This is a genomic window from Vibrio sp. Vb1337, assembly GCF_033338715.1.
Lineage (GTDB): Bacteria > Pseudomonadota > Gammaproteobacteria > Enterobacterales > Vibrionaceae > Vibrio > Vibrio alginolyticus.
Map to the genome: position 1 here is coordinate 264,361 of NZ_JAWOTD010000002.1, position 13,638 is coordinate 277,998.

Here is a 13,638-nt window from a genome sequence, read left to right on the forward strand (position 1 = left end):
AGTCGCATCACTTTTCAGGAAATCATCTATTGTATGTTTACCTATTGAGTTGCCTTATCGAGTCAAATCACACAAAAATGCAAAATATCCATTTTTGTCAACAAAACTAATTTGAAAGCAAACGTTATCATCGCAAAAAAAGTAAGTTACTTTCTAAATGTCAATACGTGAAAACCACTGCTTTAGTCACATTAATCCACCACTAACGTCCCCTTAAGTAGTGTTTTACACTGGATTTAATTTTCCTAGCAGAATAAGGACTCCGACCTTAGAATCCGCACACATAACTATTACAACCCGATTACATAACCCACCACACTCTTGCACGCTGCCGAAGAGGCAACAACAGAGAGTATGGTTAGCCCCCAAAACGTGAAAGGTCTAATACAACAATGAGTCCAGAGAAATATCTCCAAGACTGGCAAACTAGCCAAACGATTGCTGAATCTATTTCCCCTCTAATTGGTAAGCTATATCGTCAAAAAGGAATCGAAGTGGTTCTGTTTGGTAAAACGCTTATTAATGCTACTACTATAGACATTCTCAAAACTCATCGCGTTGCAAGACGTTATACCGGTAACCCACTTTCGCTTGAGCACACGATGCCTATTATTCAAGCTCTTTGTGAAATGAGCATTTCTTCATGCCGTGTCGATGTTGGCCAATTGGCAACTATGTACTGGAATGAACATGACGATACAAGCTCTCTAAACGATTTCCTTATCACTGCACTTGATGGCGCTCGCGACGCAGATTCTTCATTGAAAGCGCGTGATGTGGTTCTTTACGGGTTCGGTCGCATTGGTCGACTACTTACTCGCCTTCTCATTGAGAAAAGTGGTCCAGGTTACCCACTAAGACTACGTGCGATTGTGGTTCGTGGCGGTAAAAAAGGCGATTTGGAGAAGCGTGCTAGCTTGCTGCGTCGTGACTCAGTTCACGGTCAGTTCAACGGTAGCATTGTTATCGATGAAGAGCGTAAAGCACTGATCGTTAACGGCAACTACATCCAAATCATCTACGCAAATAACCCAAGCGAAGTGGATTACTCAGCTTTCGGTATCAATAACGCGCTAGTTGTTGATAACACAGGTGTTTGGCGTGATTCTGAAGGCCTGAGCCAACACTTAGCGTGTAAAGGCGCAGAGAAAGTACTGCTAACAGCACCAGGTAAAGGTGACATCAAAAACGTTGTCTTCGGTGTAAATGAGTCGGTAATTAAAGAAGATGACACCATCATCTCTGCGGCAAGCTGTACAACAAATGCAATCACGCCAGTCCTTAAGGCTCTGAACGATAAATATGGTGTTCTTTCTGGCCATATTGAAACCGTGCACTCATACACAAACGACCAAAATTTGATCGACAACTTCCACTCTGGTGACCGTCGCGGACGTAGTGCTTCACTAAACATGGTTCTGACTTCAACAGGTGCGGCAAAAGCAGTTGCTAAAGCATTGCCAGAGCTTGCAGGCAAGCTAACAGGCAACGCGATACGCGTACCGACACCAAACGTTTCTATGGCAGTCGCTAATCTAAACTTAGGTGAAGACGTAGACCGTGATTCACTGAACGATTACTTGCGTGAAATGGCGTTGAACTCTGAGCTTTCGGCACAGATTGACTACACCGATTCAACAGAAATTGTATCAACTGACTTAGTTGGCTCTCGCCATGCAGGCGTCGTAGATGGTCAAGCGACTATCGCACAAGACAAGCGTTGTGTACTTTACATCTGGTACGACAACGAATTCGGTTACAGCTGCCAAGTTGTGCACTGTATGGAACAAATGATGGGTGTTCGTTACCAAACATTCCCTCGATAGGTGAACTTTGCTCCACAACGTTAACCACATAGCGTAGCGGACAATATCTCATATTTGTTCTAAATAATAAGCGCCATGCGCATTACTAATATTTTTCCCCGTTTATACGCCTGATCACCCTCAGGCGTTTTTTCGTTTCATTCATTTGACACTCTCCGGACAAAGTGAACGTCAGCATTCATGTTTTGTTCATGTTCACAGCATTAATCTGAGCACATAAATTACAGAGAGGTCATGATTATGAATCGGATTATTGTAACTGCACTAGCACTGATTACCGGCTTTTTTACGTTAGTATTTAGCTTGATCATTGCGATTCCGTTGACCATCGCAGCATTAATTACCGGCAAGCGTATTGAAAAGCGCGTCAAGAAAATGCAGAGAGAAATGCACGAAGAGTATGAGTTTAATACAGGTAAAGCAGATGCGATTGAAGGTGAATTTGAAGAGGTTCGCCGGTAAGTAAATAAGATTTAGATGAGTTTCTCTCCCCCGACCGCTCCTGAGAAACTTCTTGCTTTCACCCTGTCCTTAAAATGGCAGGGTGCTTTTTTGAAAAGCACAATGTTGAATAAGCACCTAGCGGTTTATTGCTTTATCTTTTTGTTGTAGGAGGCTGTGTAACCAGCCTCCCATAAATCACCATCGACACCAGAGTATGGGTTGGATTCTTTCGGAGCGCCGCTTAGGCAAGCATCTTTGCCTTCCTTCTTAATTTCATCGATGTGATTTAAAACAAAGTCAAAGTGTTTAGGATCAGCCTTTTGTAGTAACCCGTACAAAAGGCCAAAGCCAAGCATCGTAAATACAAACAGTTCAAAAAACACCCAAATGCTCTTTGTTGAAAAGAATATCCAAGCAACGCTGCAAACACTGGTCAAAATTACTACTGGAGCTAAATCTACTATTCTTTGCATATTGCTCTCACCTTCTAAACGGTCATGAAGTCTCTACCCCTTTCATAGGGTAAGTAAGAGGAAAGTCCGTTTTTATCCAATAAAGCACTCTCGACTTAATATGCGACACTGTTAGTATTAACGTTAAGTGGCTATCGTTCTCATTATAACAATGCGTTGGAAAGTAGCTTTCACAGCAAATGAGAATATGAACCAAAGTAACACTATTGATAATATTAATTTTAGCAACGTTTAGCGTCAGAATTACGTAAATTGTGTAAGGGTTACTGAGAGTAGACAAAAAAGCAGCCACACGGGCTGCTTTTAGTATTTCTGTCTTGCGAGCTTGTCTATACCGTTACGACCACTCTAAGAGCCAGCAGCATGAGTACTACCCCTGACAAACGATCAATCAACACTGCCTTAGAGCGAATTCTGTCAACGACTTTAGAGCTCGATAGCACTAGGGTAATAAAGGTGTACCAAAGCCCATCCACAACAAACGGCGTGGCAACAATGATCATCTGATTACTCAAATCATTACCGAGCGCGACAAACTGACTGAATAATGCGATAAAAAACAAAGCAATTTTGGGACTTAAAATCGAGATAAAAAAGCCTTCTCGCGCAGACTGGATTACCGTTGTCTCCTCACCTGACTCCAACTTCGCAGCCACACCACCTTTTGAACGCAAAGCATTAAACCCTAAATACGCAAGATATGCCGCACCCACAAGGCTAATCGTCTTGAACAGCATCGGGCTTTGCTGCAAAACAACAGCGAGACCAATCAAGGTAATAAACGCATATATACCAATGCCAAACGCATGAGCCCAAGCCGTAGCTAATCCATTGATACGTCCACCAGCCAACGAGTGCTTAGCGACAATAGCTAAGCTGGGACCTGGTGACATAGCCCCTAATAAACACACGGTAAAAAGTGATAACCAAACTGTTAGTGTCATAAGAATTTCCCCTCTTTGAAGCTCACTCTATCAACGGAAGAGGTATAATTAGAAATCAAAGTTATTCATACTAATCATGACTTCAAGTCATAGCTAAACGATGTACGTATTAGCGAATGGAATATTCAGAGATTTGCATTACTGAGCGAATCTCTTCTCGCACCCATTTATGCGCAGGATCCGTGTCGTATTTGGGATGCCACATTAACCAATATTGATGAATAGGTGTTTCGAGTGGTAATGCTTTATGGGTTAAGTCCCAATGCTTAGCGAGGTTAACGGCAATATGTTCAGGAGCCACCATCAGGTGCTCGCTTGCAACTAAGCGATTGATCGCAGCAGAGAAGAATGGAACCTTAAAGGTAACGTGGCGGGTGTGCCCTAGCTCTTTCAATGCTAAATCAGTGTAGGAATCTTTGTCTCCGCCGCCAGTCACTTTGATGTGTGAATATGAAATCAAGTCTTCAATACTGATCTGGTCCTGCTTTGCTAACGGATGAGAAGATTTCATCAAACAAACTGATGAATCCTCACCAATTTTAACGCTCGACACACTCTGTGGTTTTTCTGGATACATAGAAGACGCGATATGGATGCCCGTCTCATGAAGTTTATCAAGAAAGTTGGGTTGCCACAGTCGGTACGCCATATCTAGCTGTGGCGCTTGTTCACCCAAGTGAGAGGCAATATCGGGCAATACGTATTGCGCCACGTAGTCACTAGAAGCAATAACAAGCTCACCTTGCCACTGCCGCGGCTCAAAAGGTTGGTCATCGAGTAAATGGTCAAACTCAGCCAGTAATGCATCAAGCTTTGATTTTAACGCTATTGCTCGTGGCGTTGGTATCAGTTGATTACCTTGACGAATAAGCAGTGGGTCACCACACAGATCGCGCAATTGTGCAAGCTGTCGACTGACGGCAGACTGCGTAATGTGCAAACGGTCTGCGGTCCGGCTGACATGACACTCCTCTAAAAGTACATGCAAGGATCTAAGTAGATTCAAATTAATGTTGTTTAACATATTCGCTCAGAAGGGTTTTCAACATAGCATCCATTCATGGTCACTTCACAAACAGGTTCCCAGTCGTGTTAAAGAATTCAGCTAAGACGGTATGAGTCATCAGGTTTCGAAGCTCTGGATATCGTTGAATTTGATCTCTGATTTCGTTCAAGCGAGCCATCGTAGGCACTTCGACAAAAACCATCATGTCCGTCTCACCGCTGATCGCATGACACCATTTTACGCCATCAATTTTGTATAACTCGTCCGCGTATGATTCGCAATAATACGTAGAGGTTGATTTATCGAACTTTAAGGCAAAATAGGCGCAAATCGAATCCCCACCCGAAGGCGCAATTTCAGCGTGATACCCTAGAATCACTTTGTCATGCTCTAGCTTACGAATACGGGCCGTTACCGCAGAACGAGAAAGGTTTACTTTATCCGCAATTTCAGTCACCGACAGCCGAGCGTTGTGCCTGAGCAGATCCACAATCTTATGATCAAACTTGTCCATACCGTTACCAAGCTTTCCTTATTTTTCTCATTCTATACCGATTCTAACTGCATAAGAAACCAACATTTTGTTGGAATTATTTAAAACAACCGTCATATTGACGGTTTAGTAAATCATTTTGTTATTAACATTTTGGATATGCTATTTGGCGGGCATGAGATGAGTGCTGTTATCCATTTCAACAGAAAATAGATAACACATTGAAATCAAATTCCCACCTTAAGTACTCAGCACATAAATAGCATCGCTTAAACACATAAAACGAAATAACCAGAAGCCACAAGCTTTTTCGCAATAACCCTCATAACATTGGATGAATCAATTCGCATGGAAGAGCTCAAAAAAGACATTTCACTCACATCAGGTATCGCACAGTTATCCACCACATTAATGGGAACGGGGCTGTTTATGATCCCGGCTATCGCAGCAGGTATAGCTGGCCATTTTTCACTATGGGCTTGGATTTTATTGTTCATCGCGATTTGTCCTATTGCGCTGACTTTTGCTCAACTGGGTAAACGATACCCCAACGCGGGCGGAACAGCCTTTTTTGTACGCAAAGCCTTTAACGCCAAGCTGGAAAGTAGTGTCGCTTGGCTATTTGTTAGTGTCATTCCGGTAGGGGTTCCGGCCGCGATTGCACTCGCCGCAGGCTTTCTACAACAAATATTGCCAGAGCCTATTAGCAACAATCTGTTTGCACAAGTTCTCACGGTAGTACTTCTTGTGTTCGTCAACTTGATGGGCACAAAATCATCAGGCCATTTACAAACTCTTATTGCTTTGAGTGTCTTCGCACTTGTTGGCGCATTTTTATGGAAAGGCGACGTTAACAGCGCCGATCTTGTGATGCCCGCCATCACACAAGAGTCAATTTGGCCTATTACCGCAGCGTTAGGCGTGATGTTCTGGTGTTTTGTTGGCATAGAGGCTTTTGCCCATATGGGGGAAGAGTTCAAAAACCCTCAAAGAGATTTCCCTATTGCCATTGTGGTCGGTTGTTTTGTAGCAGGGGCTACCTATTGGGCATGCTCTGTCGTTATTTTAAAATTTGGCGCGTATGGTAACGCTCAATTTGATAACGCATCCATCCCCTGGCTTAGTGCCCAACTACTAGGCGATGGAGCCAAATGGATAATCAGCTTGATAGGTTTCTCCGCTTGTTTCGCGAGCGTTAACTTATACACACAGAGCCTAGCGCGAATGGTCTGGGCTCAAGCTCGTGAACATCGTCCTTCTAGTCCACTAGCCAAGATTTCGCGTCGTGGTGTCCCTTTCTCAGCCACCATATTAGTTGGCGGTATATTATTGATATCTTGTGTGATAGGAACCCTATCACAGCTCGATCTGGAGTTTTTCCTAAAACTCGCAAACAGTGTATTCGTTCTGGTTTACATGTTGGCGATGTTAGCCGCTTTTAAATTGCTTCGAGGATTTGGTAAAACACTTGCGGGACTGTCCCTACTGCTTTGTACCGGTGTTTTTATATGTTTAGGCTGGTCAATGTTTTATGCACTTGGCATTTTTACTCTACTTTTACTGCCTTGGAAACAGTGGCGACATAAGCGACAAACACGTGTAGTTGAATAGTCATCGCTTCCCATTTCGAAATATGTGAGCTAAACGTTGGATACCAGCGTCTATGTTCTCTAACGCGATATTGCCGTAACCAAGCACGGCACCATGCCAGTGACGTGCTTGAAAATCTGGGTGTTCATAATAGCTCAAAGGTCGCAAGATGATCCCTTCATGCTCTGCTAGTTTTATAAAACGCTGCTCATCCATACCGTCTTGCCATTTCAACGTAACATGAAGCCCCGCCGCTTGGCTAACGACGCAAACACGGTCGCCAAAATGCTGTTGAATGGATACATGCATCTGTTCATGCTTAGTTTTGTACAGTCGACGCATTTTTCGAATATGACGTAATAACCCACCTTCAGTAATAAAGTCTGCCAATGCTTCTTGTGTATGCGTCGGCGAATCACCACTTAACGCATCCTTAACCACTAAGCATTGCTCTACTAAACGTTCAGGAACTACAAGGTAGCCAAGCCGCAATCCGTTAAACATCACTTTACTGAAGGAGCCCACATACAACACACGATCATCTCGACCCATTTGAGCTGCTAGCCCCTGTAAGCTGGTATAGGGACGATGAGCAAACTGAAATTCGCTGTCATAATCATCCTCGATGATCCAACTTGATTGTTCGACCGCCCAGTTGATGATCTTTCCTCTTTGCTCGGTATTGAGTGTGGTACCCATCGGATATTGATTACTTGGTGTAATATACAGCGCATCGGCATCGCTTGAGGTCACCGCTTCCACATCAAAACCTAATTTCTCTGTTACGAACAAAGGCTCAAATTGATAGTTTTGGAACTGAATCAACTTCCGCATTTGCGCGTAACCTGGTTGCTCCATCAGAACCTTATCACCTTGTTTGAGCACTACCATCGTCGCAATCGACAACGCTTGCTGCGCCCCAGAGGTAATAATAATGCGCTCTGGAGAACAATTCACTGAACGGCTTGATGCGAGGTAGTCAGCTAAAGCACAGCGCAATGCCCAACTACCCTGAATATCTTGATTCCCCAACAAGCAAGTACGAGACATATGGCGAGTGAGTAACTTTTGCCATTGCGCCATCGGAAATGCGTCCAAATCCGGCACACCCGGTGCAAATGCGCGGTTGATATCAAAGTGAGCTTTCGGTGATGAGTCTCTCTGAACTGAACTAGGTTCAGGCAAGTACTGCTCTGGCAGTTCTACGGCAACATAAAAGCCAGAACCTTTTTGGCTGTTCAAGTACCCTTCCGCCACTAACTGTTCGTAGGCAGAAATCACGGTATTCCTACTTAGATTAAGCTCTTGTGAAAGCTTCCGCGTAGAAGGCAGCTTCCCATTCTTCACCCACAGTCCTTGAACAATTTTCTTGCGAATAGCCAAAAACAACGCTTGCTGACGCGTTCCTTCACTGTCTTTTAAATGTAGGTCACCGATATCAATCAAAGACAAACTGGATCCATCCATTAGTTAAAACTGGCTCTCTTTAAGCTACCAGTTAAACGCTACATTGCAATCAAAGAATGAGGATCAATCGCTCGTAATCGTGAGCAAACAAGGAGAGAAAATGCTATCCAACACCAATAGAACGGAAATTAAGAAAGGCGCACATAAAGCCGTCTCTGATGTTAGCAAACTGCACGCCATCATAGATGAAAGCCTAATCGCTCATATTGCGATAACCAACGAGTCAGGCCCTGTGGTCATCCCTATGCTGGCATGGCGTGTCGATGATTACGTGTATATCCATGGTGCCAACAACAGTCGACTGTTACGCTCACTCAAACAAGGAGTGCAAACGTGCTTAACCTTTACTTTGTTTGATGGTTGGGTATTGGCTCGAAGTGCGTTTCACCACAGTGCGCATTATCGCAGTGCTGTGGTCTTTGGCCAGTTTGAGGTGGTGGAAGATAACCAAGAGAAAGACAGGTTGCTGAATCACTTTATTGAACAGATCGCTCCGGGGAGAACAGAACAAATCCGTTTGAGTAATGAAAAAGAACTCAAAGCCACCATGCTGCTGCGTATTCCACTCACAGAAGCATCGGTGAAAATCAGCAATTTTGGCGTCAACGACGATGCGGAAGACATGGACATCCCTGTTTGGGCAGGTGTCCTACCCTACCAAACCGTCGTAGGTCCGCTGCAAGCTTGTGACGATTTGTATGAAGGTATCGCAAAGCCAGACTACCGCAGTGCCTACTCTAACCGTTGGCAGGAATAAGCACCGTAAAACGTGCGCCGCCTAAGTGACTCTCGCCGACAGAAAGCTCCCACCCCAGTTGCCGCGCTGCACTGGTAGCGATGGCAAGCCCTAAACCAAAGCCTTTCATGTCGGCGTTGCGGCTTTTGTCTAAGCGCGAAAATGGCATAAATACTTCTTCTCGCATCGCCTCAGGGATGCCCGGACCATCGTCCTCAATATCGATGCTCCAGCAATCCGCTACCGTTCGAATCGTCACCTCAACGCAGGATTCACCGTAACGCTTGGCGTTTTGCAGTAAATTATCGAGGACGAGGTTACCCAAAGTAGGCTGAAAGTGAATCAATCGGTTCGCGAGTTCATTTTCTGCTCTCAACATGGCGGACTCTAAGCCTAGGTAATTCATGCGGCTTTTACACCAAAGTGGCAGTTCCATGGTTTCAACAGAATCGATCCATGAGTGGTTTTTCACACTCAAGCGAGACAGCATGACGATGTCGGATGTTAAATCCGTCACGACATCAACGTATCGTTCAATATCGTCATGTAACTCTGCCTGCATTTCACCACTCGTGCGTCGAGCTAAATCCGTCGCTAGCTGAATACGACTCAGCGGAGTGCGCACTTCATGAGGAATAGCTTGAGTAAAGATGTGTGTTTGGCGCACTCGTCTCTCAATCTCTTCAGACATGCAGTTGAAGCCTTGGGCGAGCTCTTTTACGGGTTGCGAAAATTGCTTTAGATCGACTCGCGTATTCAACTCACCAGAACCAAATTGTTGTTGCGCAGCCGTTAATTGCCGAATTTGGCGGTCAAGACGTCGTACAGGTATGTAAACCATAATGCCTAAACTGCATACAACAACCAAAAGCAGAGTAAGTATAAATACAATCTCAGAATCTTCATTCCAATCAACGTGTGGGCTAAAGAAGTCCGTTTTTTCTTTGAAAACTAAACTCTTCGAAGTGTTAGGCAAAGGGAATACCGCAGCATAGGTACTGCCGTCAATAAGATAAACAGGTATCCCTTGCATTCGGTACAACAGATTACAATCTCGACAAGGCGGTGATCCGTCCCAGTTTTCAACCAATGTTAAATCAAAGATAAAGAAATCTTGCTTGCCGTTTTCGGTTAACTTCTTGTAGAGAGAATCCGGAGTGCCTCGTTGCTCAATGTATTGATCGACAAAATAAGCACCATCACTCAAAAAAACACCGACTTCTGTTTTGCGCATGTACTCTTCCCCCATAAAGAGAAACAAAGCAACAGTCAGCGCAAGGCCAGTTACTAACCCCACATATAGACGAGTAAACAGGGAAAACATGCGTCATTTACCTGTCAGCATGTAGCCGTGGTGGCGTATGGTTTTAATGGTAGCCGTATGGATATGAGCCTTAGAGAATTTCTTCCTTAGTGAGGATATACGCATATCAATCGAGCGATCAGTAATACAGTATTCAATGCCTCGGGCAAGACGGCAACATGATTCACGAGATACTGGCTTATCGACATTCAGCATCAGGAGCTCTAAAATTTCAAACTCAGAACTCGTTAAACCAATATCTTTTTGCAAATAAAATGCCTGGGAGCGACGAAGACAAAGACTAATGCCATATCGGCTCAGCTTTTCTTCTTCAACGATATCAACTTGACGACAATAGCGACGCAACGCTGCTTCAATACGGGCGAGAAGGATATTGCCTTTTATCGGTTTGGTAAGGTAATCATCAGCACCAAACTTAAATAAGCTCACCTCGCTCATTTCATCATCGGTCGCAGTCAAAACAATGATAATACCATGATAAAACTTACGCGCCTCTTGGCATATTTCTGCGCCATTTTTTCCTGGTAACATCAAATCTAACAGCACTAGGTCCGGCTTGAGCCCCTTAATCGTTTCTAATGCATTTTGACCGTTATCGATGACAGTTACCGTATATCCTTCGGCTTCGAGGTACATTTTGGTTAATCGAGCAATCTCAGAGTCGTCTTCTACCAGTAAGATTGTATTACCCACCATGAATCATTTACTCCACCAATATGATGGAGGGAGTATATCGCTCGTCCTATACTGCGCAACCTACTTAAATGATAATTTTAATAAAACGCAGGCTTACATACGCTTACAAACCATACATATACGATAATCCTAATCATTCTATACCCCTAAAACCATGCAATAACCTGAGGTTTTATTCATTACCAGAATATAGCTTCACATAGAAAATAAAATTCGGAATAAAAATCCACTATATTTTTAAATGTATCGAATAATAGGTCTTACCAAAAAACAATATCAACATATATGACTTAGTTTGCTTATATAGACAGGACTTTATGTTGCTTCTAAGTTTCTTGCTCTAATAAAGTCTACGAGTAACATGAAATGAGATATTCCAAATTAACACCTTTAGCCATATTTTGCGCGATAAGTCTAACTGCTTGTGGCGGCAGTGAATCTAATCCGAAACCATCGAAAACAACACCTCCACCACCACCAATGCCAACATTGAGCACTGTCACAATCCCAACTGTCGTTTCTACAGAGTTTCCAGCCAAGTTAAAAGTGGCTGCTGATGCTGGCTTCACCCACTATGTGAAAATCTCCCTTTCCGAAGCAAACAACAACGATACATTTCACATTGTGGCTGTTGATGACGGTGCGAATAATGAAAAAATCTTTCGTGCAGCCAAAATCATCCAACACCTTCTCACAAACCAACCAGACTCTAAGTACGGTGCTGACAAGTCTCGTATCGCTAAGACATTAGCCGAGCGTGATGCCACACTAATGCTGACCGAAAACGACGAACAGAATGATGAGATGCTAACCAAAATCTTTATCAACGAACTGATTCGCCAAGGCAAATTGAACGATGCAGTTACAAGCTCGGGCTTAGCACACTCTTTTGATACGAGTTCTCTAGAAAAGTTTGTTGTAAGCATGATGGTACTTAACGAAGATGATATGGATACACTTGTCACATCTATCGCGTCAACATTAGTAACTAGTAAAGAAACACCAAACTGGCTAAGGAATAGCCAATCTTTAATGTATCGAGAACTGACAGTTGAAGGCGATTGCCATTACATGAGTAATTTTGCCGATTACTGCGCCAATCTTGGTAAAAAAGCCGAACGAGACGCCGCTTTTGAAGAAATTTTACACTTGGTCCAAGCGCAAGGTATTGCACCTAACACGGCGACTGCGGCACTGCAAAATGACATTCAAGCTCATGCGTTAAGCATCTATAACGATATTCAATCGGGCAAACCGACGGTGTGGCGCCCTACTCAGTATGACTGGGACGATTGGAAATCGGACGACTTCGATCCTGAAAGTGTGAAACAAACGGGCCCTTCATATTCTCACGAATATTTTGCTGCCGCTTTTGAAGCTTACATGGGTGTAGCAAAAGCAAACGGACATGGTTTAGATGGCTACCAAGCGTTAACGCGTGAAGAAATGCAAACCCAAGATCCACAAGCCGTTGATTGGATCAGTGGCTTATTCCACGGATACTTGCAATATACCGCGAATATCGACTCTGCGGGCGTCAAGCTCTACACAGAAAAGACAAGTCCAGGCACAGTACCTACCTTCCGTATGGCTCCCAACAAAGACGGTTTGATAGAAGCGTACACCTACAAATCTCAGTGGCTAACAAAAGTGAAGATCATTGGCGGCGACGCGATGAATGTGATCGGTAATGATCAAAACAATACTTTTGAAGGCAACAGCAAAGACAACAGCATTTATGGTGAAGGCGGTATCAACACCTATATAGTGCCACACAAACTGGCGGAATGTACTGTTATCAAAGCAAAGAGCGTTTCTGTTGAGTGCCCGAGTACAGGCACTGACGAGTTGTACGACATTCAGAACATCCAATTCACCGACCAAACCCTAGATGTAACCAAGCTATAAAAAATGAAAAACATGAAGAAACTTATTCTATTCGCTCCCTTGCTCCTTGCTGGTTGTGGTGGCCTAGCCGTCATGGATCGTACTGATGCCGTAAAAGCACAACCAGAAATGCTGATCAAAACCGACGGTGATTTTTGGGGATTCGGTGCGGATGGCCATTTTGATTTTGCTGGTAAGTACAAAGGCAAGTATTCACGCAGTGCTTCTAACTCAAGTTGGTTTAACCGTATCTCTTTCAAAGAAGGTTCAATGGGCGCAGAAGTGACTCGTATCGACAGCGGGGAAACTTGGCTTTTGAACTGCACTGGAGGCGGTATGTCGGTTAACTACATGGGCGTCGATTTTGGTGGGAATGATCCTTACACCTGTGACATTACTCAAGATGGTAAAAAAGTCGGTGAGTTTGCGATGGAGCCAAAATCCGCTCTCATCGACATCAGCTTTGAGAAAAAAGAGACAGGCGTAGTGCGTATTGGTAGCACCCACTTTAATGTAGAAACTGTACATACTAGTCCTGACGCCATGATGGCGGTAGACATTCCATTGGGTTATAGCTTTAAGGAAGGCACACAAGAAATTGCCGCAGTGCAGACGAACGGTACCATTGCGGTACAGATGCTCCCTGAACTTAGCGAACAAAAAAAGGATGTAATTGCCATCGGCGCTGTTGCAAGTGCACTAAGTTGGCGTCCTAAGAAATAGCCACCACATAAAACGACACAAAAAAATAA

Annotated in this window: 13 protein-coding genes; 6 read left to right on the forward strand and 7 right to left on the reverse strand. The window is 43.9% G+C overall.

What is annotated here, in order from left to right; all coding sequences use genetic code 11:
* Positions 1-392 precede the first annotated feature (392 nt).
* Both R7E42_RS02930 and R7E42_RS02935 read left to right on the forward strand, forming a co-directional pair.
* The gene (locus R7E42_RS02930) at positions 393-1,826 is read left to right on the forward strand and encodes a glyceraldehyde-3-phosphate dehydrogenase (RefSeq protein ID WP_025767937.1); all 1,434 of its coding nucleotides are present in this window, start codon (positions 393-395) and stop codon (positions 1,824-1,826) included.
* A gap of 240 nt (positions 1,827-2,066) precedes the next feature.
* Complete coding sequence (locus R7E42_RS02935; RefSeq protein WP_005373607.1) at positions 2,067-2,288, forward strand: hypothetical protein; 222 nt, start codon at positions 2,067-2,069, stop codon at positions 2,286-2,288.
* Positions 2,289-2,413: 125 nt separating this feature from the next.
* Here R7E42_RS02935 and R7E42_RS02940 read toward each other — a convergent pair whose 3' ends face one another.
* The 4 genes from R7E42_RS02940 to R7E42_RS02955 form a co-directional block, all read right to left on the reverse strand.
* Positions 2,414-2,743: a hypothetical protein gene (locus tag R7E42_RS02940; protein ID WP_005373609.1), complete on the reverse strand. Its 330-nt coding sequence runs from the start codon at positions 2,741-2,743 to the stop codon at positions 2,414-2,416.
* Positions 2,744-3,072: 329 nt separating this feature from the next.
* Positions 3,073-3,687 carry a LysE family translocator gene (locus R7E42_RS02945; protein ID WP_005373611.1) on the reverse strand — a complete coding sequence of 205 codons (615 nt, stop codon included), beginning with the start codon at positions 3,685-3,687 and terminating at the stop codon, positions 3,073-3,075.
* Between the two features lie 109 nt (positions 3,688-3,796).
* Positions 3,797-4,711, reverse strand: a complete 915-nt coding sequence (locus R7E42_RS02950) for a LysR family transcriptional regulator (protein ID WP_017819875.1) — start codon at positions 4,709-4,711, stop codon at positions 3,797-3,799.
* 40 nt (positions 4,712-4,751) lie between these two features.
* The gene (locus tag R7E42_RS02955) at positions 4,752-5,207 is read right to left on the reverse strand and encodes an Lrp/AsnC family transcriptional regulator (RefSeq protein WP_005373615.1); all 456 of its coding nucleotides are present in this window, start codon (positions 5,205-5,207) and stop codon (positions 4,752-4,754) included.
* A gap of 327 nt (positions 5,208-5,534) precedes the next feature.
* Here R7E42_RS02955 and yjeH point away from each other — a divergent pair, with 327 nt between their 5' ends.
* A complete protein-coding gene (yjeH, locus tag R7E42_RS02960) occupies positions 5,535-6,797 on the forward strand; it encodes an L-methionine/branched-chain amino acid transporter (RefSeq protein WP_017635168.1) in 1,263 nt (420 codons plus the stop codon).
* Here yjeH and R7E42_RS02965 read toward each other — a convergent pair whose 3' ends face one another.
* Positions 6,798-8,243 carry a PLP-dependent aminotransferase family protein gene (locus R7E42_RS02965; protein WP_017635167.1) on the reverse strand — a complete coding sequence of 482 codons (1,446 nt, stop codon included), beginning with the start codon at positions 8,241-8,243 and terminating at the stop codon, positions 6,798-6,800.
* Between the two features lie 100 nt (positions 8,244-8,343).
* Here R7E42_RS02965 and R7E42_RS02970 point away from each other — a divergent pair, with 100 nt between their 5' ends.
* Positions 8,344-9,000 carry a pyridoxamine 5'-phosphate oxidase family protein gene (locus tag R7E42_RS02970; RefSeq protein ID WP_318072326.1) on the forward strand — a complete coding sequence of 219 codons (657 nt, stop codon included), beginning with the start codon at positions 8,344-8,346 and terminating at the stop codon, positions 8,998-9,000.
* Here the strand turns inward: R7E42_RS02970 and R7E42_RS02975 are convergent.
* Both R7E42_RS02975 and R7E42_RS02980 read right to left on the reverse strand, forming a co-directional pair.
* Positions 8,981-10,303 (reverse strand): ATP-binding protein, encoded by a 1,323-nt coding sequence (locus R7E42_RS02975; protein ID WP_182039584.1) that lies wholly within the window; start codon positions 10,301-10,303, stop codon positions 8,981-8,983. The two genes, R7E42_RS02970 and R7E42_RS02975, sit on opposite strands and share 20 nt — an antisense overlap.
* Before the next feature lie 3 nt (positions 10,304-10,306).
* Positions 10,307-10,999, reverse strand: coding sequence for a response regulator transcription factor (locus R7E42_RS02980; RefSeq protein ID WP_005373624.1), 693 nt, complete (start codon positions 10,997-10,999; stop codon positions 10,307-10,309).
* Between the two features lie 366 nt (positions 11,000-11,365).
* Here R7E42_RS02980 and R7E42_RS02985 point away from each other — a divergent pair, with 366 nt between their 5' ends.
* Both R7E42_RS02985 and R7E42_RS02990 read left to right on the forward strand, forming a co-directional pair.
* Positions 11,366-12,907, forward strand: a complete 1,542-nt coding sequence (locus R7E42_RS02985; RefSeq protein WP_064369369.1) for a hypothetical protein — start codon at positions 11,366-11,368, stop codon at positions 12,905-12,907.
* Between the two features lie 12 nt (positions 12,908-12,919).
* Complete coding sequence (locus tag R7E42_RS02990) at positions 12,920-13,609, forward strand: hypothetical protein (RefSeq protein WP_031778833.1); 690 nt, start codon at positions 12,920-12,922, stop codon at positions 13,607-13,609.
* The last annotated feature ends 29 nt before the right edge of the window (positions 13,610-13,638 follow it).

Bases quoted from the DNA above. Each gene is read 5' to 3' on its own strand.
- R7E42_RS02940 (WP_005373609.1), bottom strand. From the start codon at position 2,743: ATGCAAAGAATAGTAGATTTAGCTCCAGTAGTAATTTTGACCAGTGTT.
- R7E42_RS02965 (WP_017635167.1), bottom strand. From the start codon at position 8,243: ATGGATGGATCCAGTTTGTCTTTGATTGATATCGGTGACCTACATTTA.
- R7E42_RS02980 (WP_005373624.1), bottom strand. From the start codon at position 10,999: ATGGTGGGTAATACAATCTTACTGGTAGAAGACGACTCTGAGATTGCT.
- R7E42_RS02950 (WP_017819875.1), bottom strand. From the start codon at position 4,711: ATGTTAAACAACATTAATTTGAATCTACTTAGATCCTTGCATGTACTT.
- R7E42_RS02990 (WP_031778833.1), top strand. From the start codon at position 12,920: ATGAAGAAACTTATTCTATTCGCTCCCTTGCTCCTTGCTGGTTGTGGT.
- yjeH (WP_017635168.1), top strand. From the start codon at position 5,535: ATGGAAGAGCTCAAAAAAGACATTTCACTCACATCAGGTATCGCACAG.
- R7E42_RS02935 (WP_005373607.1), top strand. From the start codon at position 2,067: ATGAATCGGATTATTGTAACTGCACTAGCACTGATTACCGGCTTTTTT.
- R7E42_RS02975 (WP_182039584.1), bottom strand. From the start codon at position 10,303: ATGTTTTCCCTGTTTACTCGTCTATATGTGGGGTTAGTAACTGGCCTT.
- R7E42_RS02985 (WP_064369369.1), top strand. From the start codon at position 11,366: ATGAGATATTCCAAATTAACACCTTTAGCCATATTTTGCGCGATAAGT.
- R7E42_RS02930 (WP_025767937.1), top strand. From the start codon at position 393: ATGAGTCCAGAGAAATATCTCCAAGACTGGCAAACTAGCCAAACGATT.
- R7E42_RS02970 (WP_318072326.1), top strand. From the start codon at position 8,344: ATGCTATCCAACACCAATAGAACGGAAATTAAGAAAGGCGCACATAAA.
- R7E42_RS02955 (WP_005373615.1), bottom strand. From the start codon at position 5,207: ATGGACAAGTTTGATCATAAGATTGTGGATCTGCTCAGGCACAACGCT.
- R7E42_RS02945 (WP_005373611.1), bottom strand. From the start codon at position 3,687: ATGACACTAACAGTTTGGTTATCACTTTTTACCGTGTGTTTATTAGGG.